Source organism: Alteromonas profundi (genome assembly GCF_010500865.1).
Lineage (GTDB): Bacteria > Pseudomonadota > Gammaproteobacteria > Enterobacterales > Alteromonadaceae > Alteromonas > Alteromonas profundi.
On the sequence record NZ_JAAAWN010000006.1, the window covers coordinates 134,575 to 155,522 of the forward strand.

Below are 20,948 nucleotides of genomic sequence, written 5' to 3' on the forward strand. Positions count from 1 at the left end.
TTAACCTACTTTTGCCTGTGCTGGCGCTAACTTATCGCGACGGCGCAGAATTTCACCCGCTAAAGCTAAATAAGCTTTGGCGCCCGTTGACGATTTGTCGTAATACATGGCGGGTGTACCGAAACTAGGTGCTTCGGCTAAGCGCACGTTGCGGGGAATAACCGTTCTGTATACTTGTTCACCAAAGTGCCGTTTTAATTGTTCTGACACGTCGTTGGCAAGCCTATTACGCGGGTCGTACATAGTACGCAATACGCCTTCAATCTTCAATTCAGGATTCACCACAGAGGCTAATTTTCCGATGGTGTCCATTAGGGCGGTTAAGCCCTCAAGCGCATAATACTCACATTGCATCGGCACCATTACAGAATCAGCCGCGGCAAGTGCATTAACCGTTAGCTGGTTCAGTGAAGGCGGACAGTCGATAAATACAAAGTCATAATAATCTATTACAGGCTTAAGTGCGTTGCGTAAACGTACCTCCCGGGCAAACATTTCCATCAACTTAATTTCTGCTGCGGTTACATCACCGTTAGCCGCAATTAAATCGTATTTTCCCGAGGTATTTTTAACAATAACGTCGTCTATAGGCTTTTCTTCGATCAGAAGTTCAAAGGCAGTGGCATCAACCTCGTATTTATCCACGCCACTTCCCATGGTTGCATTTCCTTGCGGATCAAGATCGATAAGCAGTACTTTACGTTTTGTTGCCGCCATCGAGGCAGCTACATTTACAGCAGTGGTGGTTTTGCCCACACCGCCTTTTTGATTCGCTATCGCGATTACCTTTGCCACAATGAATCCTGTTATGCTTTTTTAATCCAAACCAGATGTCGTTCGCCCACCAAATTTGGCACAGTGAGGTTTTCCGTTTTGATTACTTGGTAGTAATCACTCACTTCTTCTATTTCGTCTTGTGGGAACTGACCCTTAAGCGCCAAAAATTGCCCTTCTGAATCTACCAGATGCTGGCACCAGTGCAACATATCTTTTAGCGAAGCGAAAGCGCGACTTAGCACAATCTCATACGCTTTTTCAGGTGTGTGCGCCTCTACTCTGCTCTGTAGCGGAGTCACGTTTTCTAATTTTAACGTGTGAACGCACTGAGTCATAAACCGAACGCGCTTCCCTAAACTATCGAGTAGGGTAAATTGTTTGTCTGGAAACGCAATGGCAAGTGGCATCCCCGGTAAACCAGGGCCAGTACCTACGTCGATAATATTATGCTGGGGTAAATAAGGCATGATGGCTAGTGAATCGAGAATATGCTTCACCATCATTTGTTTTGGACATCTTACCGACGTAAGGTTATAGGCTTTATTCCATTTATCCATTAGTAACACATATTCAACCAGTTGGTTTTTTTGATGTGTACTAAGATCAACGCAAAGGGCCTCGATACCTGAGGCCAATATATCATGCAGTTCTTGCTGTAAGCTCATTTAGGGGGCTCTAATTAGGCACTAATTTTATCTGATTTTCTCAGCATGCCGTGCTTTTTCAAATAGACTAAAAGCAACGAAATAGCCGCTGGGGTGACACCTGAAATACGCGATGCTTTTCCTATGGTTTCAGGACGTGCTTCGGTCAATTTGGCAACCACCTCATTTGATAGGCCAGAGATTTTAGCAAAATCCATGTCCATTGGCAGTAGTGTATTTTCATGACGTTGCGTCTTTGCAATCTCATCCATCTGACGCGCAATATACCCCGCGTACTTTATCTGAATTTCTACTTGTTCAGCAGCAATAGGATCCTCAATACCCGGGCCAAGTGCTTCAACCTGCATTAACTGTTGATAAGTCATTTCCGGTCGACGGATCAGTTCTTCAAGGGAATGTTCGCGGCTAACCGGGTTTTTAAGCATACCGTTTAGCTGTGTGGTGGCCACGTGATCAGGATGAATCCATTGACCCCGTAATCGTTGCAGTTCAGTTTCAACCGCTTCTTGTTTTTGATTAAACGCGTTCCAACGTTCATCATCTACCAAGCCAATCTCTCGGCCAAGGGCTGTTAGACGACTATCGGCATTGTCTTCTCTTAACAACAAACGGTATTCAGCGCGGCTGGTAAACATGCGATAGGGTTCTTTGGTGCCCATTGTTGCCAGATCATCAATCAATACCCCCATGTAAGCCTGATCGCGGCGAAGCAGTAGGGGATCTTTCTGTTGAACCTGGAGGGCAGCATTAGCACCTGCCACAAGCCCTTGCGCACCCGCTTCTTCGTAGCCGGTAGTACCATTAATTTGACCGGCAAAGAACAAGCCATTAATAAACTTCGTTTCCAGCGTCTGTTTTAAATCTCGCGGATCAAAGAAATCATACTCTATGGCGTAGCCCGGACGAACAATGTGTGCATTTTCGAAGCCTTTGATTGATCTTACAAGATCAACTTGCACATCAAACGGTAAGCTCGTTGAAATACCATTAGGGTACACCTCAATGCTGTTAAGGCCTTCTGGCTCAACAAATATCTGATGCGATGATTTATCAGCAAAGCGGGTAATTTTATCCTCGATACTTGGACAATAGCGTGGCCCGATCCCTTCAATAACCCCAGTAAACATAGGCGAACGATCTAACCCGCCGCGAATAATATCATGCGTTTTCTCGTTCGTATGAGTGATATAACAAGGGATCTGCTGAGGATGCATTTCGCGGTTACCCATAAACGAAAATACCGGCGTAGGGCTGTCACCCGGCTGAGCTTGCATTACTGAAAAATCCAGTGAACGTGCATCAAGACGTGCAGGTGTACCCGTTTTTAAACGATCTACGCGAAAGGGTAGAGCGCGTAGGCGGTCTGCCAATGCTATCGACGGCGGATCGCCAGCGCGACCGCCACGGTAATTTTCAAGGCCTATATGGATGGTTCCACCAAGAAACGTGCCTACCGTGAGTACCACAGCTTTAGCTTTAAATTTCAGCCCCATTTGGGTAACAACGCCAGTTACTCGATCATTTTCAACAATAAGATCATCAACACTTTGTTGGAACAACGTTAGGTTCTGCTGGCTTTCAACGATGTTGCGAATAGCATGTCGATACAAGGTGCGATCTGCTTGTGCGCGAGTAGCACGTACCGCTGGTCCTTTGCTTGAATTTAAGGTTCTAAACTGGATACCACCTTGGTCGGCTGCTAATGCCATAGCACCACCAAGGGCATCGATTTCTTTAACCAAATGTCCCTTTCCGATCCCACCGATCGCAGGATTACAAGACATCTGTCCGATAGTTTCGATATTGTGGGTCAACAGCAAGGTATTAGACCCCATACGCGCAGCAGCCAATGCTGCCTCGGTGCCAGCATGCCCACCGCCTACAACGATGACATCAAATGCTTGGGTATAAAACATGTAAAACCTCACAATTAACGAAAAACGAAAGTTAAATTTTTCTTCAGATTGGTCTGAAAAAGGGCGCGTATTTTAGCTGACTTATTGGTGAAATAAAATGGTTAAATTTTCTTCAAAGCTTTTTGTGCTTTTGGCTCGATCGCTTTTAATGATCTTAAGATCTCTTTTAGATCTGTTTATTTTTACTTTTATTAGGATCGCCTAGATCTGTGGGTAAGCCACTAAAGCATATTCAGATCATAATGTTACACGATCAACAACCTTGGGAAACACAGATCCATAACCGTGTTTAATCTTGTGCATAAACCCCCTATTTATCCACAATCGAATTTGTGGATAAAGTTATGCCATTCACGATCAGAGCTTATACACAGTGGTTTGTGGGATCCTATCCACAGGAGTGATCAAGATGTGATCGGTCTGGGGATAAAATGTTTGCTATTTACTATGCAAGATCGTTAACAAGGCTATTTATATGGCCCATAGGGCGATCTTGCTGTGGAGGAGATCTTTCCACAGATTGACGCATGATCACCTGATCGCAAAGAAGTGATCACTGAAATAAAGGGAACTATTTTTAAATTTTTTATACTTTTTTAATTTTTGAAACAAAAAAAGGCCTAACTGATAGGCCTTTTTCTTTGATTAAACGCTGATCTTACCAAGTACGATCTTAACTTACCGTACTTGGTTCGGTTGATATCGAGGTGGCACACTCTGGGTTTCTGCTTCATCTTGGATCAAACCTTCACGCCTGCTTGGCCCTTGAAAGCGCACTTTATAGGTGTCGTATTCCTTTATGGATTCAAAGCAATATCGTCCTAATGCATGTTCAAGTTCGCTTAAACTGTGGTTTGTAATGATGATACAGTTCTTTTTATTAACAAGGCGCTGACGTAATAAATTGCCCAACCAGCTTTGGGTATTCTTTTTTAGCACCGTTTCATTAACGCATACTTCATCAAGAATTAGCAGATCCACATCCAGTAATTCCTGACTGGCTTCTCTAAACTTCTGCCCTACGTGGTCTTTCGCACTAAAGTCATAAGAGAAATACCGCATCTCTAGTAACGTAGAAAGCTGTCGGTAAAGCACAGATATCTCGTATTGTTCGATAAGTTGATGGGCTATTGCGCCTGCTATATGCGACTTTCCACGGCCGTAATCACCATAGAAAAGCATCATGTGAGAGCCGCTTTGACGCCACGCTGGATCATCGTGGGCAGCGATAAACGATTGAGCAATGGACACAGCTTCAATGACATCGTCACTGTCTTCTACTAAGTTGGAGAATGTCCACTTAGGGTTTAGGTCTGAGCGTCCGTGTATGGCTTGTACGCGGGCTTTCTTGGTGCGTTGCTGTAGTTGCGAGATCTCTTGATTTGCTTGCGCTTCGTATTGCTTGCGCAGGGTTTTATAATCAATGTACTCGTTGTTAGGATCTACCGGCTTGTGTAGTGCTTTAGCTAAATTAGCAATTTTATCTGTGATGCGATCCATAAGCTTAACTCTTCTTTGATGACGTAGCGTATTTTTCTACCAGCTTTCTTGCATTATCATCCGCTTCTATGCCGGCTGCAACTTTGACGTGCTGATTTCCCACTTTTCGTACTGGCTCGTAGCCAGATGCAAGTCGCTTACGCTTAATATTGTAGGCAAACTTTTGGGTCCATTGGAATTCACTAAATACAGTGCTAGGTCTACCTAACCAGTAGGCAATAAATTCACCAATATCATTATTATCATATTCAGCGTCGATAATACCTAATAGCTGGGCCATCTCCTTAAACAAACTTGCATTGGGTTGCCAAGACGCAGACATAGAAAAATGGGATTTGTGCAAGGCGCTAAAACTATTCTGCGTTTCGCTAATAAGCGGTAGCAGTAAAATTTTACCGTTAACGGAATGGGCTAAGTCTACGGCGTCAGGTAAGGCCACCAACCCGTTTTGTTCGAGCTGTCTTAGTAGGCTATTTATTTGTCTACCCCTTTGATATGGGGTGTCTTTGTCATCGCCATTTAAGAGAACCAATAATGCTTTATAGTCGATTGGCGCAGAGGTTGTGGTAGCACTATTTGCATTGGGCCTTAGCCCTAACATGTACAATACGCGCGCATCATTAGACAGTGATGAAGTTAATGCTGCTAGTTCTGCATGCGTAAGCATATGGCTCATGCGTTATCCAGTGTGGTTTCAAACCACGCTACGGCTTCATCTTCTGGAATAGGGTGTTCTAATACATCAATATGCAGGGCTGGGGAAAGCATGTTAGCGCCTTGCGCTTTAAGCAATGTTTCCATTTCTTTTGCACCGTAACAGAAGGTGTCGTAGCTGGTATCGCCTAACCCTATAAGGTAAAAATTCACCCCCGTAAGGTCTGCGTGTTGCACAGACTTTGCAAATGCTTGAATATTATCAGGTAGTTCACCTGCGCCGTGGGTTGATGTGCATACTACCCACGTGGCTTGTTTATTTATTTCGTCGAGTTGTGGTTCACCGTGAATACGGGTTGAGACGCCCCGTTGTGCTAATGCAGCAGCTATTGCATCTGCAACATATTCAGACGCCCCGAGCATAGTGCCCACTATAATTTCAAAATGGTTTGTCATTACCTATTTACCAATACAGAATGAAGAAAATATCTTACCAAGCAGATCGTCCGAGGTGAATTCACCGGTAATCTCGCAAAGCGCCTGATGGGCTAACCTCAATTCCTCGGCAAGTAGTTCACCTGCTAGGGCATCATGAAGTTGTTGATGTCCTGTTACCACATACTGATAGGCTTGTTCTAGCGCATCAATATGCCGACGACGGGCGATAAATTGGCCTTCGGTGGTGGTATCGAAGCCCATGGTTTTCGCCAGATGGGCTTTAAGGGTTTCTACTCCATCGCCTTCTTTCGCTGACAGATTAATCACCGAAATATCGCCATGAGCAGTTGTGACAGTGGCTAACCCTACATCTAGAGTACTTAGGTCGGCTTTGTTACGAATCACGGTTACCGGCATCCCTGGGGGGAGTTTAGCCATAAATTCAGGCCAAATATCGTAAGGGTCGGTACTTTGCGTGGTGGTTGAGTCGATGACAAACAAAACATGATCCGCCTCGCCAATGGCTTGCCAAGCGCGCTCGATACCAATTTGCTCTACTTTATCTGGGCTTTCTCGCAAACCAGCAGTATCGATAATATGTAAAGGCATACCGTCAATATGAATATGCTCTTTTAGCACATCTCGGGTGGTACCAGCGATATCGGTTACTATAGCGCTTTCTCTTCCCGCGAGTGCGTTTAGCAAACTCGATTTTCCGGCATTAGGCCTGCCTGCGATAACCACCTGCATACCTTCACGTAGTAAGCTGCCTTGCTTTGCCTGAGTACGAATTATCTCTAAGCTTGCTAATATCCCGTCGAGATCGGTAGATACTTTACCATCAGATAGAAAATCTATTTCTTCCTCAGGGAAGTCGATAGCGGCCTCAACGTACATACGTAAATGCACAATCTGATTTGATAGTTGGTTAATTTGTTGAGAAAACTCACCCTGTAAAGAACGCAATGCACTACGGGCTGCTTGTTGGGAGCTTGCATCGATAAGATCGGCAATGGCTTCGGCTTGGGCCAAATCGAGTTTATCATTTAAGAATGCCTGCTCACTGAATTCCCCTGGTTTAGCCAGTCGCGCTTTCCCGGTGGCAAGTATGGCATCTAGCAGCATGTCCATAACAACTTGTCCGCCATGGCCTTGTAGCTCGAGCACATCTTCCCCAGTGAAAGAATTTGGGCCAGCAAAAAAAAGCGCTATGCCTTGATCGATTACATGTTTCTTGGCGTCTTCAAACCGCGTATAGGTAGCCATTCGAGGTGTGAGTGGTTGTGGTACAATTGCTTGCGCAATATCCTTAGCATGGGGCCCAGAGACGCGCACAATACCTACGCCACCTCTGCCTGGAGCGGTAGCTTGTGCGGTGATGGTATCAGTAGTTAGGGTGAGGTTTTCCATTAATTAATCACGAAAGTTTTTGTATTGAAAAGGTTGCCCAAGATCTGATGATTTTACCAAACTAATAACCTGCTGTAGGTCGTCACGCTTTTTGCCCGTTATTCGTAGCTCTTCACCTTGAATAGCGGTTTGTACTTTAAGCTTGGCGTCTTTAATCAGTTTTACAATTTTCTTCGCCATAGGTTGCTCTATGCCTTCTTTAAAGGCAATGGTTTGGCGATAGGTTTTACCATGGGCATCGTAGGGTTTCACGTCTATTGCAGAGGTATCTACCCCTCGCTTTGCACACGCGTTCCTAAACATGCTTTCCATCTGTTGAAGCTGAAATTCGGCTTCTGCTTTCATCACAACGGTTTTTTCTTTGTACTCGAAGCTGGCTTCAACACCACGAAAATCAAACCGCGTAGACAGTTCTCTACTTGCGTTTTCGGTGGCGTTTCTCACTTCTTCCATATTAATTTCTGACACAATATCAAATGAAGGCATTTAACTTTTCCTCTTTAGACAAAACAGCCCGCAAGGGCGGGCTGTTTTATTAGTATTGCTAGTAGCTTATTTGCTACTTATTCCCCGCTTCTCCATAGAAGCATATATCATTTTGGCCTGCACCAAGGTTATTACGTTACTCACTAACCAGTAAAGTACTAATCCGGCTGGGAACCACAAGAAGAACACACTCATAGCGACCGGCATAAACTGCATTATCTTTTGCTGCATAGGGTCGGTAATGGTGGTGGGCTGCAGTTTCTGTAGCAGGTACATACTCAAACCGGTCAAGATAGGGAGTACAAAGTAGGGATCTTTCACTGACAAATCAGTTATCCATAGAACGAAGTCTGCGTGGCGTAGTTCTACACTTTCCATTAATACCCAGTAAAGCGCTAGGAAAATTGGCATTTGTAGAAGTAACGGTAGACAACCGCCCATAGGGTTAACTTTTTCTTTGCGGTAAAGCTCCATCATGGCCTGCGACATTTTTTGTCTGTCATCACCAAAACGGTCTTTAAGTTGCTGCATCTTAGGGGCTAGGTTACGCATGCGAGCCATTGACTCGTATTGCTTCTTGGTGAGCCAATACATGGCGCCTTTTACTACAACAGTAATCAAAATGATGGCCACACCCCAGTTGTTCACTAAGCTATGCAAGAAAGTAAGCAAAGAGAATAACGTCTGAGAAATCCACCATAAAATACCATAGTCAACGGTAAGGTCGAGTCCACGGGCAATCTTAGCGAGTTCATCCTGATCTTTCGGACCCATGTAAAGGGTAGTCGAGATAGTTTTGGTTTCACCAGGGGCAATGGTATCAGCCGGAGGCAGCACACCTATGACAGCAAACTGGTTGGCTAAATTGCGAGAATAAAGGGTGTTCTCTGCAGTTTGGTCGGGCACCCAGGCAGATACAAAGTAATGCTCAAGCATGCCTACCCATCCGGCCTTTGTAGATTCTTTTAAATCATCGTCGCCAATATCGTCAAAAGAGTATTTGGTGTAACGATCTTCTTCTGTAGAGTAGGCTGCTCCCCGGTATGTAGGCATAAACATATTGCCGTCATCTTCGGCATCAATGATTTGCTTTAACTGCGCGTACTGCTGCACGTTAGCAGTGGCGCCAGTTTGGTTGTCTACGGTGTAACTTACGTTCACATCATAGCGGCCTTTAACGAAGGTAAAGGTTTTCGTTACCGACAAACCTTGGTCATTTTTCCAAGTAAGTGGAACGATAAGGGTATCACCGTCCATTTCATAGCGATTGTTTTGCGCGCTGTATACAGGACGGCCTTGGGCACTGCCATCAGGCCCCTGAGGACCCGTTAATCCACTTTGAGCAACATAGAGGTTTTTTCCAGAACGCAATAAGCTGTAGGGCTCATCCGACCCTTGTACTACCGGAAACTTCAGTAAGTCTGCAGTAATTACGTCACCGCCAAGTAAATCAATACGAAGGTCTAACGTATCTGTTTTCACTTCAATAATGCGGTTGGCGTTAGCACTTTGTTGCATAGGGACAGCGTTTGGCACACTATCGCCAGTGGGGACATCTTGTGTTTGCTTATCGTCAAACGATGGCACACCTTGTGACACTTGTGATGTCTGTTGCGCTTCAGTGGGCTGTGTTGGCTGCGGCCCATATTCATCATGCCATTGTTGCCAAAGCAAAAAGCTGACAAGCGCTAAGCCAATTATCAGAAAACTACGTTGCGATTCCATATAGGTCTCTTTATTGTGAGTGTTTATCTTGTTGTTTTTCCGGTACTGGATCATATCCACCGGCATGCAAAGGATGGCATTTTAATATGCGTTTGATGGATAACCAACCGCCTTTTGCCAATCCGTGTGTTTTTAATGCCTCAATGGCATACCAAGAACAGGATGGGTGGAATCGGCAGCGTTGTCCTAATACAGGAGATATAAACCATTGGTACAGTTTTATCAGTACCAGAGGGAACGCAATTAAGATGCGTTGCAACGCTTGGTTAACTTTTTCCATAGCTTATCCAAATTCGCATACACTTCTTGGTTACTAAGTTTATCAGCGCCGGTTTTGCCAATTACTATGATATCCACATTTGGTAAATCATGTTGCTTGTGACGAAAACTTTCGCGAATTAAACGTTTCAACCTGTTTCGGTCGTGAGCTTTGCGAATGCGCTTTTTGGCAAGGGTAATGCCTAAACGTGAATTATTTCGAGAATTGGTTCTAGCTAGGATAGTAAAAGAAGGGGATACGGCTGGTATTGCATTATCAAACACATAGGTAAAGTGGGTGGGAGTTAACAGACGTAACTCCCTCGAAAAATGATTCTCGCCCACTTTAGTGTCTTTCAAACTTAAGCTGAAAGACGAGCACGGCCTTTTGCACGGCGAGCTGCTAGTACTTTACGACCATTTTTAGTCGCCATACGTGCACGAAAACCGTGAGAACGCTTACGCTTTAGATTGCTCGGTTGAAATGTTCTTTTCATGACCAAAGTCTCACTTATATTTAGTTAAACATAGGCGTTTTTGGTATGCACGTTTCTCTGTTGCCAGAGTCATGTGGTGTTCATCACCAGAAAAGCCCATCGAAAAAGGACGCTGAATTCTAGAGATCTCGGGGCCTGCTGTCAATGAATAATGCACTATTTCGGTAGAAAAACTGAACAAAGTTCAACTGTGCAAAGGTAAGCTTATTTGAATACTGGGGTTAAACTGTGCATAACGCGATGCAGCTACTGTATTTATCCACAATTGATATTGTGATCGCGCTAGATTAGCAGCAGCAATCTTGCGATCTGGTCTGTTTATATAACAGGTTTAGGCCGAAATTGATGACAATAAGGTGAAATTGGAATAAAAAGTAAGTGTATATAATTCAGTTATTTATGAAATTGATCCTAAAGATCGCACAAGATCGCCATTTACTTTTTGTTGATAAAATAAGATAATCCACAGCGATTAAAACAAATAACAACTTTCTTGCTGCTACCCAACAAATTTATCCGCCTTTTTCTTTATGGCGCGCATCTCGGTGCCTAATTATCTTGTGTTGTGGGTTTCTTAAGTGAGTTATCGGAGCTAAGTACCTGCCATGTCATTATGGAATCAATGTCTTGAACGTTTGCGTCAAGAATTACCGACTCAACAATTTAGTATGTGGATTAGGCCCTTGGTTTGCCAAGAAGAACAAGGGACTATTGCACTGTATGCCCCTAATAGGTTTGTATTAGACTGGGTTCGCGATAAGTATTTAGATAGCATTATTGCATTATTTAAAGAGTTTGCAGGCAGCGATGCACCTCAACTTCGGTTAGACGTTATGAGCCGTGAATCGCTAAGCCGTTCAAGAGCCGCTAATACGAACAATAGTGCGCCTTCGGAAAACCGGGGGCATGAACCGGCTCAGCCTGTCCGTCAAAACCACGGTGGATCATCATCTTATAGCACAAACAATGGATCTCACTCTAGCCAAGGGGGATCGCAAGCGCCATCTACTTCCAATGGATCGCATCAATACGCTAACTATCAACAACCGCAAGATCACAAAAATAATGCGCCTGTGGAACCTTTGCGATCCCGCCCATCGCCACCTAAGGTGATCCCGATCCCTGAGGCGATGAAGCACAAGAGCAACATTAACCCTACCTATCAGTTTGACAACTTTGTAGAGGGTAAATCTAACCAGTTAGCCCGCGCCGCTGCTACTCAAGTAGCAAACAATCCCGGTGGTTCCTATAACCCGTTATTTATATATGGCGGTACCGGTTTGGGTAAAACCCACTTATTGCATGCGGTAGGTAATGGCATTGTAGCGAATAACGCTGACGCGAAGATTGTTTACATGCATTCTGAACGTTTTGTTCAAGATATGGTAAAAGCACTGCAGAATAATGCGATTGAAGACTTTAAACGTTTTTACCGTTCTGTTGATGCCTTGCTTATCGATGACATCCAGTTTTTTGCTAATAAAGAACGTTCTCAAGAAGAGTTTTTCCATACCTTCAATGCGTTACTAGAAGGTAATCAACAAATTATTCTTACCTCTGACCGTTATCCTAAAGAGATTGATGGGGTAGAGGATAGGCTAAAATCTCGTTTTGGTTGGGGCCTTACTATTGCGATAGAGCCGCCTGAGCTTGAGACTCGCGTTGCAATTTTGATGCGTAAAGCAGCGGAAAATAGAATACACCTGCCAAATGAAGTTGCTTTTTTTATTGCCAAGCGGCTACGCTCAAATGTGCGTGAGTTAGAAGGGGCGCTTAACCGTGTTATTGCGAATGCCAATTTTACTGGCCGCCCTATTACCATCGACTTTGTAAGAGAAGCGTTACGTGATCTTCTCGCTCTACAAGAAAAGCTTGTTACGGTAGATAATATACAGAAAACTGTGGCAGATTATTATAAGATAAAAGTAGCTGACATTTTATCTAAGCGAAGAAGTAGAAGTGTAGCTCGACCGCGCCAGGTGGCCATGGCCTTAGCAAAAGAACTAACCAACCATAGCTTACCTGAATTAGGTAATGCATTTGGCGGGCGTGATCACACCACCGTTCTTCATGCTTGTCGCAAAATAGAGCAGCTTAGAGAAGAAAGTCATGATATAAAAGAAGACTATAAGAACCTCATTCGGACTTTGTCTTCCTAATAAAAATGACCTAGAGAGGCGGGATAGCACAGCGATGAAATTTTCGATAAGCCGCGAACAGTTTTTACAACCATTACAATTAGTTTCGGGAGCGGTAGAACGCCGCCACACACTGCCGATACTATCAAATATACTGATTAAAGTTAGCGAAGACGCGCTTTGGTTAACCGGCACAGACTTAGAGGTGGAGTTAATCTCAAGTGTGAAGCTGGAAAGCGATTATACCGAAGGTGAAATTACCGTACCTGCGAAAAAGCTATTCGATATTATTCGTGGTATATCTGAGGGCACCGACATTCACTTTAGTGTGGATGGAAATAAAGCGCTTATCCGAGCCGGCCGCGGCCGTTATACGCTATCAACGTTATCAGCTAATGACTATCCTAACCTAGAAGATTGGGAAGGCGAGGTAGAGTTCGAACTCACCTTTAGTGATATGAAGCGTCTAATCGATGCTACCAGCTTCTCTATGGCTCAGCAGGATGTGCGTTATTACCTAAATGGTATGTCTCTAGAAACCGAAGAGAACGTAATTAGAACCGTTGCCACCGATGGCCACCGTCTTGCTTTATGCCGATTGAACTATGAGTCTAGCTTACCCGCGCGTCAGGTTATTATCCCACGCAAAGGTGTACTAGAGATTTCTAGGCTAATTAGCGAAGATGATAAATCACTGAAAGTACAAATAGGTGCGAACCATCTACGCATATTTTCAAACGATTTTATTTTTACATCTAAATTGGTAGATGGGCGCTTTCCCGATTACCGTCGTGTGTTACCACAAAACGGTGACAAAGAAATTACGGCAAGCAAGGCAGTGCTTAAAGACGCTTTTTCTCGTGCAGCTATATTGTCTAATGAAAAATTTAGAGGCGTAAGACTTAACCTTTCCTCCGGTGAGTTAAAGATTACTGCCAATAACCCTGAGCAGGAAGAAGCGGAAGAAATTGTTGATGTTCAATATCAGGGCGACGATTTAGAAATTGGCTTCAACGTAGCGTATTTGATTGATGTATTAAACGCTTTGGGATCAGAAACAGTTAAAATAAGCCTGTCTGATTCTAATGCAAGTGCGCTTATTGAAGATGATGCCGACGATGCAGCTTTGTACGTCATTATGCCCATGCGCTTGTAGATCGTTTGTTTCCATTCTATAAATATTCAGTGATGTTACTAAGTGACATCACTGGATACATTTTGTTAGATAGAGTTCCTTTATGAAACTGGACCGTGTCCAGCTTACCAATTTTCGAAATATAGAATCTGTTTCTATTGTTCCGTCTTCTTCTTTATCTGTTATTCGTGGTGTAAACGGTAGTGGTAAGTCATCTATTATAGAGGCTTTGTATTATCTTGGTTTTGGTCGGTCTTTTCGTACCGCCAAACATACATCTGTAATTCGACACCAAGAATCTGGGTTCAGTGTTTTTGCTTCTTGTACGAATGATGCAAATGAAAACGTAAAGTTAGGCTTTCAACGGGATAGGGGTGATGGCTTTGTTTGTAGTATAAATGGCAAACATAGTAAAAAATTAGCGGAACTCGTGAGTTTAGTGCCCACACAATTGTTCACACCGCAAAGCACAGATTTAATTATTGGTTCGCCGTCAGAACGAAGAAAGTTTTGTGATTGGGGATTGTTCCACGTGGAACATGAGTTCCAAAAGCTAGCAATCCTCTATACGAAATTTTTAAAGCACCGAAACGCTTTGCTGAAACAGCAGGCCGATTTACGCAAGGCTGAGCATCTCTATTGGGAGCAAAGCTTTATAGCACACGCTGAAGATCTGACCAATAAACGCCAAACCTACATTGAGCAACTTACACCTATATTTGTACGATACGCGAAAGAGTTTCTACCAGAATTTGAGTTTTCGCTGAATTATTACAAAGGTTGGGAAAAAGATGCCTCTTTAGCAGAAAGCTTAGTTAAAAAAAGTGAGTATGATGTTAAAATGGGGCATACAACATCAGGGCCTCATAAGGCCGACATAAGGCTAAGAGTTAATGGGGTTAATGCCCAAGAGCTTCTTTCCAGAGGTCAGCTTAGAATGGCGGTTGCGGCGCTGCAAATGGCACAAACAGAGCTATTTACGTTGCTTACTCAGCGTAAGAGTATATTTTTACTCGATGACGTTGGGGCAGAATTAGACGCCGATAAGCGAGAACGATTTATTGACGGGTTGTTATGTATGGATACGCAGGTTTTCGTTACTGCAATTGAATCTTCACAACTCGAATTTATACAAAAATATAACGAAAAGAAAATGTTTCACGTGGAACATGGAAGCGTGAAAGAGGAGTAAAAGCTAGTATGTCAGAACAGAACAACTACGACTCGTCCAGTATTAAAGTACTTAAAGGATTAGATGCCGTACGAAAGCGTCCCGGTATGTATATCGGTGATACAGATGATGGTACGGGGCTACACCATATGGTGTTTGAGGTTGTCGATAACTCTATCGATGAAGCGTTAGCTGGGCACTGCACAGATATCGTTGTGCAAATACATTCTGATGGCTCGGTTTCTGTCTCTGATGATGGCCGGGGTATACCAACAGAGATACACGAGGAAGAGGGAGTATCTGGGGCCGAAGTTATTATGACTGTACTGCATGCTGGCGGTAAGTTTGATGATAACTCCTACAAGGTATCTGGGGGTCTACATGGCGTCGGTGTTTCTGTAGTAAACGCCTTGTCGAGTAAACTAAAGCTTATGATTCGCCGCAATGGTAAAGCTCACGAGCAAGAGTACCAACATGGCGTGCCGCAGGCGCCGTTAGCTGTGGTAGGTGAGACAGATAAAACTGGTACCACGATTCGTTTTTGGCCCAGTGAAGATACCTTTACCAACACACTTTATCACTATGATATTCTGGCCAAGCGCCTACGTGAATTATCGTTTTTGAACTCGGGTGTATCTATTCGCCTAAAAGACGAGCGTGATGGTAAAGAAGATCACTTCATGTATGAAGGCGGAATTAAAGCCTTTGTTGAGTATCTTAATGATAAGAAAACGCCTATCCACCAAAAGGTCTTTCACTTTACTAGTGAGCGAGAAGACGGAATTTCAGTAGAAGTGTCTATGCAGTGGAATGATGGATTTCAGGAGAATATCTTCTGTTTTACCAATAATATTCCTCAGCGTGACGGCGGAACTCACTTAGCTGGATTTCGTGGCGCGTTAACCCGTACGCTGAATAACTATATGGAAAAAGAAGGCCTAAACAAAAAGGCCAAAACTAACGCTAGTGGTGATGATGCCCGTGAAGGTTTAACCGCGGTTATTTCAGTGAAAGTGCCCGATCCTAAATTTTCTTCACAGACCAAAGAAAAATTAGTTTCATCAGAGGTTCGTCCGGCTGTTGAATCTGCTATGAATGAAAAGCTTGCAGAATTCCTGTTAGAGAACCCTGCTGAAAGTAAAATTATCGCCGGTAAAATTATTGATGCTGCCCGAGCAAGGGAAGCTGCACGTAAAGCAAGAGATATGACTCGCCGTAAAGGCGCCCTAGATTTGGCAGGCTTACCAGGTAAGCTAGCTGATTGTCAGGAAAAAGATCCTGCGTTAAGTGAACTATACATAGTGGAGGGTGACTCTGCTGGCGGTTCTGCTAAGCAAGGTCGTAATCGTAAAAACCAAGCTATTTTGCCCCTTAAAGGGAAAATCTTGAACGTGGAAAAAGCACGTTTTGATAAAATGCTTTCTTCTCAAGAAGTAGCCACTCTAATTACAGCGTTAGGCTGTGGTATCGGACGCGATGAATATAACCCTGATAAACTGCGTTACCACAGCATTATTATCATGACAGATGCGGACGTAGATGGTTCTCATATTCGTACGTTGCTATTAACCTTCTTTTACCGTCAAATGCCGGAGATTATAGAGCGTGGCTACGTATATATTGCGCAACCACCGCTGTATAAAGTTAAAAAAGGTAAGCAAGAGCAGTATTTAAAAGATGATGATGCCCTTGTTAACTACCTTACTTCTATCGCAATTGATGGTGCTTCACTACATACTAGTGCTGACGCTCCGGGAATAAGCGGTGTTGGTTTGGAAAATCTTGTGAAGCAATACCAAAGCGTTGAAAAAATGATTGCTCGCATGAAACGAGTAATGCCTACCGCAATTCTTTATCGTATGCTTTATACACCGACGCTTAATTTGGCCGATCTGAAAGACGAAGACGCGCTTTCTCATGTTGCAAAGCATTTTGTTGAGCAGCTTACAGAACGAGAAAAAGACGGTGCCACATATCGTTATGAAATTCGTCGCGATGCAGAGCGTAGCGAGTTCTTCATCACTATCATTATGCGTATGCATGGTATCGACTATGAATACAATATCGGCCATGACTTTATAGAATCTTCTGAGTATCAGCGCCTGAAAGCATTGAACATAGAAATTAACGACATGATGGGTGATGGCGCATATATTCAACGTGGTGAGCGTAAACTACCTGTTGAAGCCTTTAAAGAAGCGCTAGATTGGTTGATGAGCGAAGCTAAGCGTGGTCAATATATTCAGCGCTATAAAGGGCTAGGGGAAATGAACCCTGATCAACTTTGGGAAACCACAATGGACCCAGATAGTCGCCGTATGTTACAGGTAACTATTGAGGATGCCATTGGCTGTGATCAGTTGTTTACAACACTGATGGGCGACCAGGTAGAGCCTCGTCGTGAGTTTATCGAAGCCAACGCATTGAATGTTGAAAACCTCGACGTTTAATCGTGATTAAAAATGCCAGATAATAAAAAACCGACATATTATGTCGGTTTTTTTATATCTACATCTACTAACCTCACCAGTACACCTTTTCTTTAGGCTACTGGAGTTAGAAGGTTAGGTGCGCGTTACTTTGATCGCCACTTCATCACTACCAATACTGGTAATAGAAAAACGATAGGTTCCTGTATTTGAAGGGGTGAATTGTAGCGTCTCAGAACCCTGCTCACAGGTAAGAAATACCTCAGTATTAACCATTACGGGCTGGCCTTTATATTTACCGCCACAGCTTTGTGACGGCGTCCATTGGCTATCTGATAGCTTGAAGTCATAAGGTTGGCCATCAGCAATCAATTCCACATTTACATGCCAGCTTTCTCCGTCCTGTTTAAATCGGTAGGCGGGTGTTGCTTCCCACCAATTAAACACCCCTCTTAAATACAAATCTTGAACAGCGATATTGGGTTTAGGCTCAGGGAGTTGGGGAATAGTAATGCCCCCGCGACTCGAGCAGGCACTCAATAAAGTGCTGGCCACTAATACATATAAAAGCTTTTTCATACATCCTCCTTCAACAAAAAAGCCCAACCTAAGTTGGGCTTTTTCTTACCTTTTTACGTCACTACATTGAGTGTGTTAATTAACCTGACTTACGCCTTTGTTAATAACGACACATCGGCAGTGGTAAGGAAAAGCTGCCTTAGCAACGATAATAGGGCAAGCCGGTTTATCTTCGTTGCCTCATCGTCTGACATTACCATAACATTGTCAAAGAAGTTGTCTATGTCATTTCTTAAGGTAGCTAGCGTGGTCAATATCTGCGAATAGTCTTGTGTTTTAACTGCATTCTCAACAACTGACTCGGCGGGTTTAAGCGCGCTAAATAGTGCTTGCTCTGCGGGCTCGGTAAGCAAACTCTCGTTTACCGATTGACCTGACACTAAGTCACCTTGTTTCGCGAGAATATTTGCAACACGCTTGTTCGCAGCGGCTAATGCTTCAGCTTCATCTAGCTGCTTAAACGATGCTACCGCTTTAATACGTGCTAAATAGTCAGCTGGCTCAGTGGGGCGACGGGCCGAAACAGCTTGAATAACATCAATAGCCACACCCTGGTCTTGAAGGAGCGCCACAAACCGCCCAAGTACAAAGTCTACAACTTGTTGCTTGTACTCTTTATTAGATAATTTATCTCCATACACTTCACCTGCCTTACTCACCAAGGTTTGTAAATCTAGTGGAAGGCTTAGCTCAGAGATAATGCGTAACACACCGATGGCAGCACGGCGAAGCGCAAACGGGTCTTTATCTCCCTTAGGTAATTGACCTATACCGAATATACCAACCAAGGTATCTAGTTTATCAGCTAGCGCCACCGCAGCGCTCACGCCGGGTTGTGGTAATGTATCGCCAGCAAAACGAGGTAAATATTGTTCGTACAATGCATCTGCAACGGATGTATCTTCACCGTCGTTTAGGGCATAGTATTTACCCATAACGCCTTGTACATCAGGAAATTCCATCACCATATGGGTCATAAGATCGGTTTTAGCTAACAGGCCAGCACGCTCAGCCAATGTTTCATCTGCGCCTATTTGTTTCGCGATAAACCCAGATAAGCTAGAAATTCGCGTAGACTTTTCTTTCAAAGTGCCCAATTGCTTTTGAAACAATACGCTATCTAAACTATCTAAACGACTTGCCAGTGTTGTTTTCTTGTCACTATTAAAGAAAAACTCGGCATCTGCGAGACGGGGGCGAATAACCTTTTCATTACCCGAAATAACCTGCGAAGGGTCTTGGCTTTCTATGTTGCTTACAAAAAGAAACTGATTAGAAAGGTAGCCATTACTATCAAGTAATGGCACATACTTCTGATCGTCTTTCATCGTATAAATAAGTGCTTCTTTAGGCACGTCAAGAAAACCTTTTTCGAAGCTTGCTTGCATCACTACAGGCCATTCTACTAACGAGGCAATCTCTTCTAGAAGATCTTCATTATAGTCAGGGGTAAGGGACAAGTTAGACGCAGCATCTTCTAACTGCTGGCGTACATTATCTTTACGCGCTTGGAAATCGGCAACCACATATTGTGCTTCAAGCGCAGTGGCATAGTTGTCAGCATGATCAAGCTCAAAGCGTGCTTCACCATGAAAACGGTGGCCCTGTAGGGTACGACCGCTTGTCATACCTAGCGCGGTAAGATTAACAACTTCACTACCATACAGTACCGTTAGCGTATGTACTGGACGTATAAACTGGGTAGTATAACTTCCCCAGCGCATAGGCTTAGGAATGGGAAGTTTACTAATGGCCTGGTTTAATAAAGACTCTAATAGCGCAGTTACGCTTTGCCCTGGAACATGTGCTTTATGCAGTAACCACTCACCTTTATCGGTAACTAAACGCTCGGCATCTTCAACGGCTATGCCATTACCGCGCGCCCAGCCCATGGCGGCCTTAGTGGGCGCACCTTCGCTATCAAAGGCGGCAGATACTGCGGGGCCACGCTTCTCGACAATTTTATCAGCTTGACCTTCGGCTAATTGTGATACATAGACAGCTAAGCGACGGGGCGCGGCAAACCAACTAACCGTATCAAATTGTAGGTCTGCACCCAATAACGCTGATTCAAACTGAGTCGCAAAGGCTTGACCTAACGATTTGAGCGATTTCGGCGGTAATTCTTCTGTACCTAATTCAATTAATAAGTTTTCAGTACGCACCCTTAAGACTCCTTATTACACAGCGGAAAGCCTAAGGCTTCTCGTTTTTGGTAGTAACTTTCTGCACACGCTTTAGCTAAGGTTCTTACACGAAGAATATAACGTTGACGTTCAGTAACTGAAATTGCATGCCTTGCGTCTAACATATTAAAAGCATGAGAGGCTTTCATGACTTGCTCATAGGCAGGAAGCGGTAAGCTAGCCTCGATAAGTTTTTCGCTGGCAGCTTCACATTCATCAAACGTTCTAAATAGGGCTGGCACGTCAGCGTGCTCAAAGTTAAACGTGGATTGTTCAACTTCGTTTTGATGAAATACATCGCGGTAGGTTACTTTACCTAATGGCCCATCTGTCCAGACTAAGTCGTAGATACTATCCACCCCCTGAACGTACATAGCTAAACGCTCTAAACCATAGGTGATTTCGCCTGTTACTGGCTTACACTCTATACCGCCTACTTGTTGGAAGTACGTAAACTGAGTTACTTCCATACCGTTTAGCCATACTTCCCAGCCTAACCCCCACGCACCGAGGGTAGGAGATTCCCAGTTATCTTCTACAAAGCGAATGTCATGCACTAACGGGTCAAAACCTAGCTCTTTTAATGAGCCTAAATACAACTCTTGAATATTGTCAGGAGAGGGCTTTAGCATTACTTGAAATTGATAGTAATGTTGAAGACGGTTTGGATTTTCTCCGTAACGGCCATCGGTTGGGCGTCGACATGGTTGCACGTAAGCGCTACTCATTGGCTCTGGGCCTAATGAACGAAGGAACGTCATTGGGTGGAAAGTACCTGCACCCACTTCCATATCGAGGGGCTGAATAATGACGCAGCCCTGACGCGCCCAATAATCCTGAAGCGCTAGGATCAACCCTTGAAAGGTTTTAATATCGTATTTCTGCATACATCCGCTGCTTATTGGTTAACTGACTCTATAAAGGTGGGATAGTATACAATTAGTGACGCTGAGTATGTAGGTGTAAAGCGTTAAAAATCGCCGA

19 protein-coding genes are annotated in these 20,948 nt (G+C 43.9%); 4 read left to right on the forward strand and 15 right to left on the reverse strand.

Going from position 1 to position 20,948, the window contains the following annotated elements; translation table 11 throughout:
• The 12 genes from GTH32_RS06600 to rpmH all read right to left on the reverse strand — a co-directional run bounded on the left by GTH32_RS06600 (nucleotide 1) and on the right by rpmH (nucleotide 10,326).
• On the reverse strand, nucleotides 1-795 hold the full coding sequence (locus GTH32_RS06600; protein WP_163084450.1) for an AAA family ATPase: 795 nt from the start codon (nucleotides 793-795) through the stop codon (nucleotides 1-3).
• Nucleotides 796-806: 11 nt separating this feature from the next.
• On the reverse strand, nucleotides 807-1,442 hold the full coding sequence (rsmG, locus tag GTH32_RS06605) for a 16S rRNA (guanine(527)-N(7))-methyltransferase RsmG (RefSeq protein WP_163084451.1): 636 nt from the start codon (nucleotides 1,440-1,442) through the stop codon (nucleotides 807-809).
• A gap of 14 nt (nucleotides 1,443-1,456) precedes the next feature.
• Entirely contained in the window at nucleotides 1,457-3,358 is a 1,902-nt protein-coding gene (mnmG, locus tag GTH32_RS06610) for a tRNA uridine-5-carboxymethylaminomethyl(34) synthesis enzyme MnmG (RefSeq protein WP_163084452.1), read from the reverse strand.
• Nucleotides 3,359-4,036: 678 nt separating this feature from the next.
• The gene (locus GTH32_RS06615) at nucleotides 4,037-4,858 is read right to left on the reverse strand and encodes an ATP-binding protein (protein WP_163084453.1); all 822 of its coding nucleotides are present in this window, start codon (nucleotides 4,856-4,858) and stop codon (nucleotides 4,037-4,039) included.
• 4 nt (nucleotides 4,859-4,862) lie between these two features.
• The gene (locus GTH32_RS06620) at nucleotides 4,863-5,534 is read right to left on the reverse strand and encodes a DnaT-like ssDNA-binding domain-containing protein (protein WP_163084454.1); all 672 of its coding nucleotides are present in this window, start codon (nucleotides 5,532-5,534) and stop codon (nucleotides 4,863-4,865) included.
• Nucleotides 5,531-5,968: an FMN-binding protein MioC gene (gene mioC, locus GTH32_RS06625; protein ID WP_163084455.1), complete on the reverse strand. Its 438-nt coding sequence runs from the start codon at nucleotides 5,966-5,968 to the stop codon at nucleotides 5,531-5,533. Before mioC ends, GTH32_RS06620 begins: the two co-directional genes overlap by 4 nt.
• Before the next feature lie 3 nt (nucleotides 5,969-5,971).
• Entirely contained in the window at nucleotides 5,972-7,360 is a 1,389-nt protein-coding gene (mnmE, locus tag GTH32_RS06630; protein WP_163084456.1) for a tRNA uridine-5-carboxymethylaminomethyl(34) synthesis GTPase MnmE, read from the reverse strand.
• A gap of 3 nt (nucleotides 7,361-7,363) precedes the next feature.
• The gene (locus tag GTH32_RS06635; RefSeq protein ID WP_163084457.1) at nucleotides 7,364-7,846 is read right to left on the reverse strand and encodes a YajQ family cyclic di-GMP-binding protein; all 483 of its coding nucleotides are present in this window, start codon (nucleotides 7,844-7,846) and stop codon (nucleotides 7,364-7,366) included.
• A gap of 66 nt (nucleotides 7,847-7,912) precedes the next feature.
• Complete coding sequence (gene yidC / locus GTH32_RS06640; protein WP_163084458.1) at nucleotides 7,913-9,571, reverse strand: membrane protein insertase YidC; 1,659 nt, start codon at nucleotides 9,569-9,571, stop codon at nucleotides 7,913-7,915.
• A 10-nt stretch (nucleotides 9,572-9,581) separates the two neighbouring features.
• Nucleotides 9,582-9,830 carry a membrane protein insertion efficiency factor YidD gene (gene yidD / locus GTH32_RS06645; protein ID WP_163084501.1) on the reverse strand — a complete coding sequence of 83 codons (249 nt, stop codon included), beginning with the start codon at nucleotides 9,828-9,830 and terminating at the stop codon, nucleotides 9,582-9,584.
• The gene (gene rnpA, locus GTH32_RS06650) at nucleotides 9,815-10,174 is read right to left on the reverse strand and encodes a ribonuclease P protein component (RefSeq protein ID WP_163084500.1); all 360 of its coding nucleotides are present in this window, start codon (nucleotides 10,172-10,174) and stop codon (nucleotides 9,815-9,817) included. The genes yidD and rnpA overlap by 16 nt, the downstream gene beginning before the upstream one ends.
• Before the next feature lie 17 nt (nucleotides 10,175-10,191).
• Nucleotides 10,192-10,326 (reverse strand): 50S ribosomal protein L34, encoded by a 135-nt coding sequence (rpmH, locus tag GTH32_RS06655; protein WP_014290886.1) that lies wholly within the window; start codon nucleotides 10,324-10,326, stop codon nucleotides 10,192-10,194.
• Between the two features lie 605 nt (nucleotides 10,327-10,931).
• On the opposite strand from rpmH, the gene dnaA reads away from it, so the two are divergent.
• The 4 genes from dnaA (at nucleotide 10,932) to gyrB (ending at nucleotide 17,220) form a co-directional block, all read left to right on the forward strand.
• Entirely contained in the window at nucleotides 10,932-12,485 is a 1,554-nt protein-coding gene (dnaA, locus tag GTH32_RS06660) for a chromosomal replication initiator protein DnaA (protein ID WP_163084459.1), read from the forward strand.
• A gap of 34 nt (nucleotides 12,486-12,519) precedes the next feature.
• Nucleotides 12,520-13,620 carry a DNA polymerase III subunit beta gene (gene dnaN, locus GTH32_RS06665; RefSeq protein ID WP_163084460.1) on the forward strand — a complete coding sequence of 367 codons (1,101 nt, stop codon included), beginning with the start codon at nucleotides 12,520-12,522 and terminating at the stop codon, nucleotides 13,618-13,620.
• Nucleotides 13,621-13,702: 82 nt separating this feature from the next.
• A complete protein-coding gene (gene recF, locus GTH32_RS06670) occupies nucleotides 13,703-14,791 on the forward strand; it encodes a DNA replication/repair protein RecF (protein ID WP_163084461.1) in 1,089 nt (362 codons plus the stop codon).
• Between the two features lie 8 nt (nucleotides 14,792-14,799).
• Nucleotides 14,800-17,220: a DNA topoisomerase (ATP-hydrolyzing) subunit B gene (gyrB, locus tag GTH32_RS06675; protein WP_163084462.1), complete on the forward strand. Its 2,421-nt coding sequence runs from the start codon at nucleotides 14,800-14,802 to the stop codon at nucleotides 17,218-17,220.
• 114 nt (nucleotides 17,221-17,334) lie between these two features.
• Here gyrB and GTH32_RS06680 read toward each other — a convergent pair whose 3' ends face one another.
• From GTH32_RS06680 to glyQ, 3 genes are all read right to left on the reverse strand, one after another.
• Nucleotides 17,335-17,778: a hypothetical protein gene (locus tag GTH32_RS06680; RefSeq protein ID WP_163084463.1), complete on the reverse strand. Its 444-nt coding sequence runs from the start codon at nucleotides 17,776-17,778 to the stop codon at nucleotides 17,335-17,337.
• Nucleotides 17,779-17,867: 89 nt separating this feature from the next.
• Nucleotides 17,868-19,943, reverse strand: a complete 2,076-nt coding sequence (glyS, locus tag GTH32_RS06685; protein WP_163084464.1) for a glycine--tRNA ligase subunit beta — start codon at nucleotides 19,941-19,943, stop codon at nucleotides 17,868-17,870.
• Between the two features lie 2 nt (nucleotides 19,944-19,945).
• On the reverse strand, nucleotides 19,946-20,851 hold the full coding sequence (glyQ, locus tag GTH32_RS06690; RefSeq protein WP_163084465.1) for a glycine--tRNA ligase subunit alpha: 906 nt from the start codon (nucleotides 20,849-20,851) through the stop codon (nucleotides 19,946-19,948).
• Between the last annotated feature and the right edge of the window lie 97 nt (nucleotides 20,852-20,948).

Bases quoted from the DNA above. Each gene is read 5' to 3' on its own strand.
- rsmG (WP_163084451.1), bottom strand. From the start codon at position 1,442: ATGAGCTTACAGCAAGAACTGCATGATATATTGGCCTCAGGTATCGAG.
- mnmG (WP_163084452.1), bottom strand. From the start codon at position 3,358: ATGTTTTATACCCAAGCATTTGATGTCATCGTTGTAGGCGGTGGGCAT.
- GTH32_RS06615 (WP_163084453.1), bottom strand. From the start codon at position 4,858: ATGGATCGCATCACAGATAAAATTGCTAATTTAGCTAAAGCACTACAC.
- GTH32_RS06620 (WP_163084454.1), bottom strand. From the start codon at position 5,534: ATGAGCCATATGCTTACGCATGCAGAACTAGCAGCATTAACTTCATCA.
- mioC (WP_163084455.1), bottom strand. From the start codon at position 5,968: ATGACAAACCATTTTGAAATTATAGTGGGCACTATGCTCGGGGCGTCT.
- mnmE (WP_163084456.1), bottom strand. From the start codon at position 7,360: ATGGAAAACCTCACCCTAACTACTGATACCATCACCGCACAAGCTACC.
- GTH32_RS06635 (WP_163084457.1), bottom strand. From the start codon at position 7,846: ATGCCTTCATTTGATATTGTGTCAGAAATTAATATGGAAGAAGTGAGA.
- yidC (WP_163084458.1), bottom strand. From the start codon at position 9,571: ATGGAATCGCAACGTAGTTTTCTGATAATTGGCTTAGCGCTTGTCAGC.
- rpmH (WP_014290886.1), bottom strand. From the start codon at position 10,326: ATGAAAAGAACATTTCAACCGAGCAATCTAAAGCGTAAGCGTTCTCAC.
- dnaA (WP_163084459.1), top strand. From the start codon at position 10,932: ATGTCATTATGGAATCAATGTCTTGAACGTTTGCGTCAAGAATTACCG.
- dnaN (WP_163084460.1), top strand. From the start codon at position 12,520: ATGAAATTTTCGATAAGCCGCGAACAGTTTTTACAACCATTACAATTA.
- recF (WP_163084461.1), top strand. From the start codon at position 13,703: ATGAAACTGGACCGTGTCCAGCTTACCAATTTTCGAAATATAGAATCT.
- gyrB (WP_163084462.1), top strand. From the start codon at position 14,800: ATGTCAGAACAGAACAACTACGACTCGTCCAGTATTAAAGTACTTAAA.
- GTH32_RS06680 (WP_163084463.1), bottom strand. From the start codon at position 17,778: ATGAAAAAGCTTTTATATGTATTAGTGGCCAGCACTTTATTGAGTGCC.
- glyQ (WP_163084465.1), bottom strand. From the start codon at position 20,851: ATGCAGAAATACGATATTAAAACCTTTCAAGGGTTGATCCTAGCGCTT.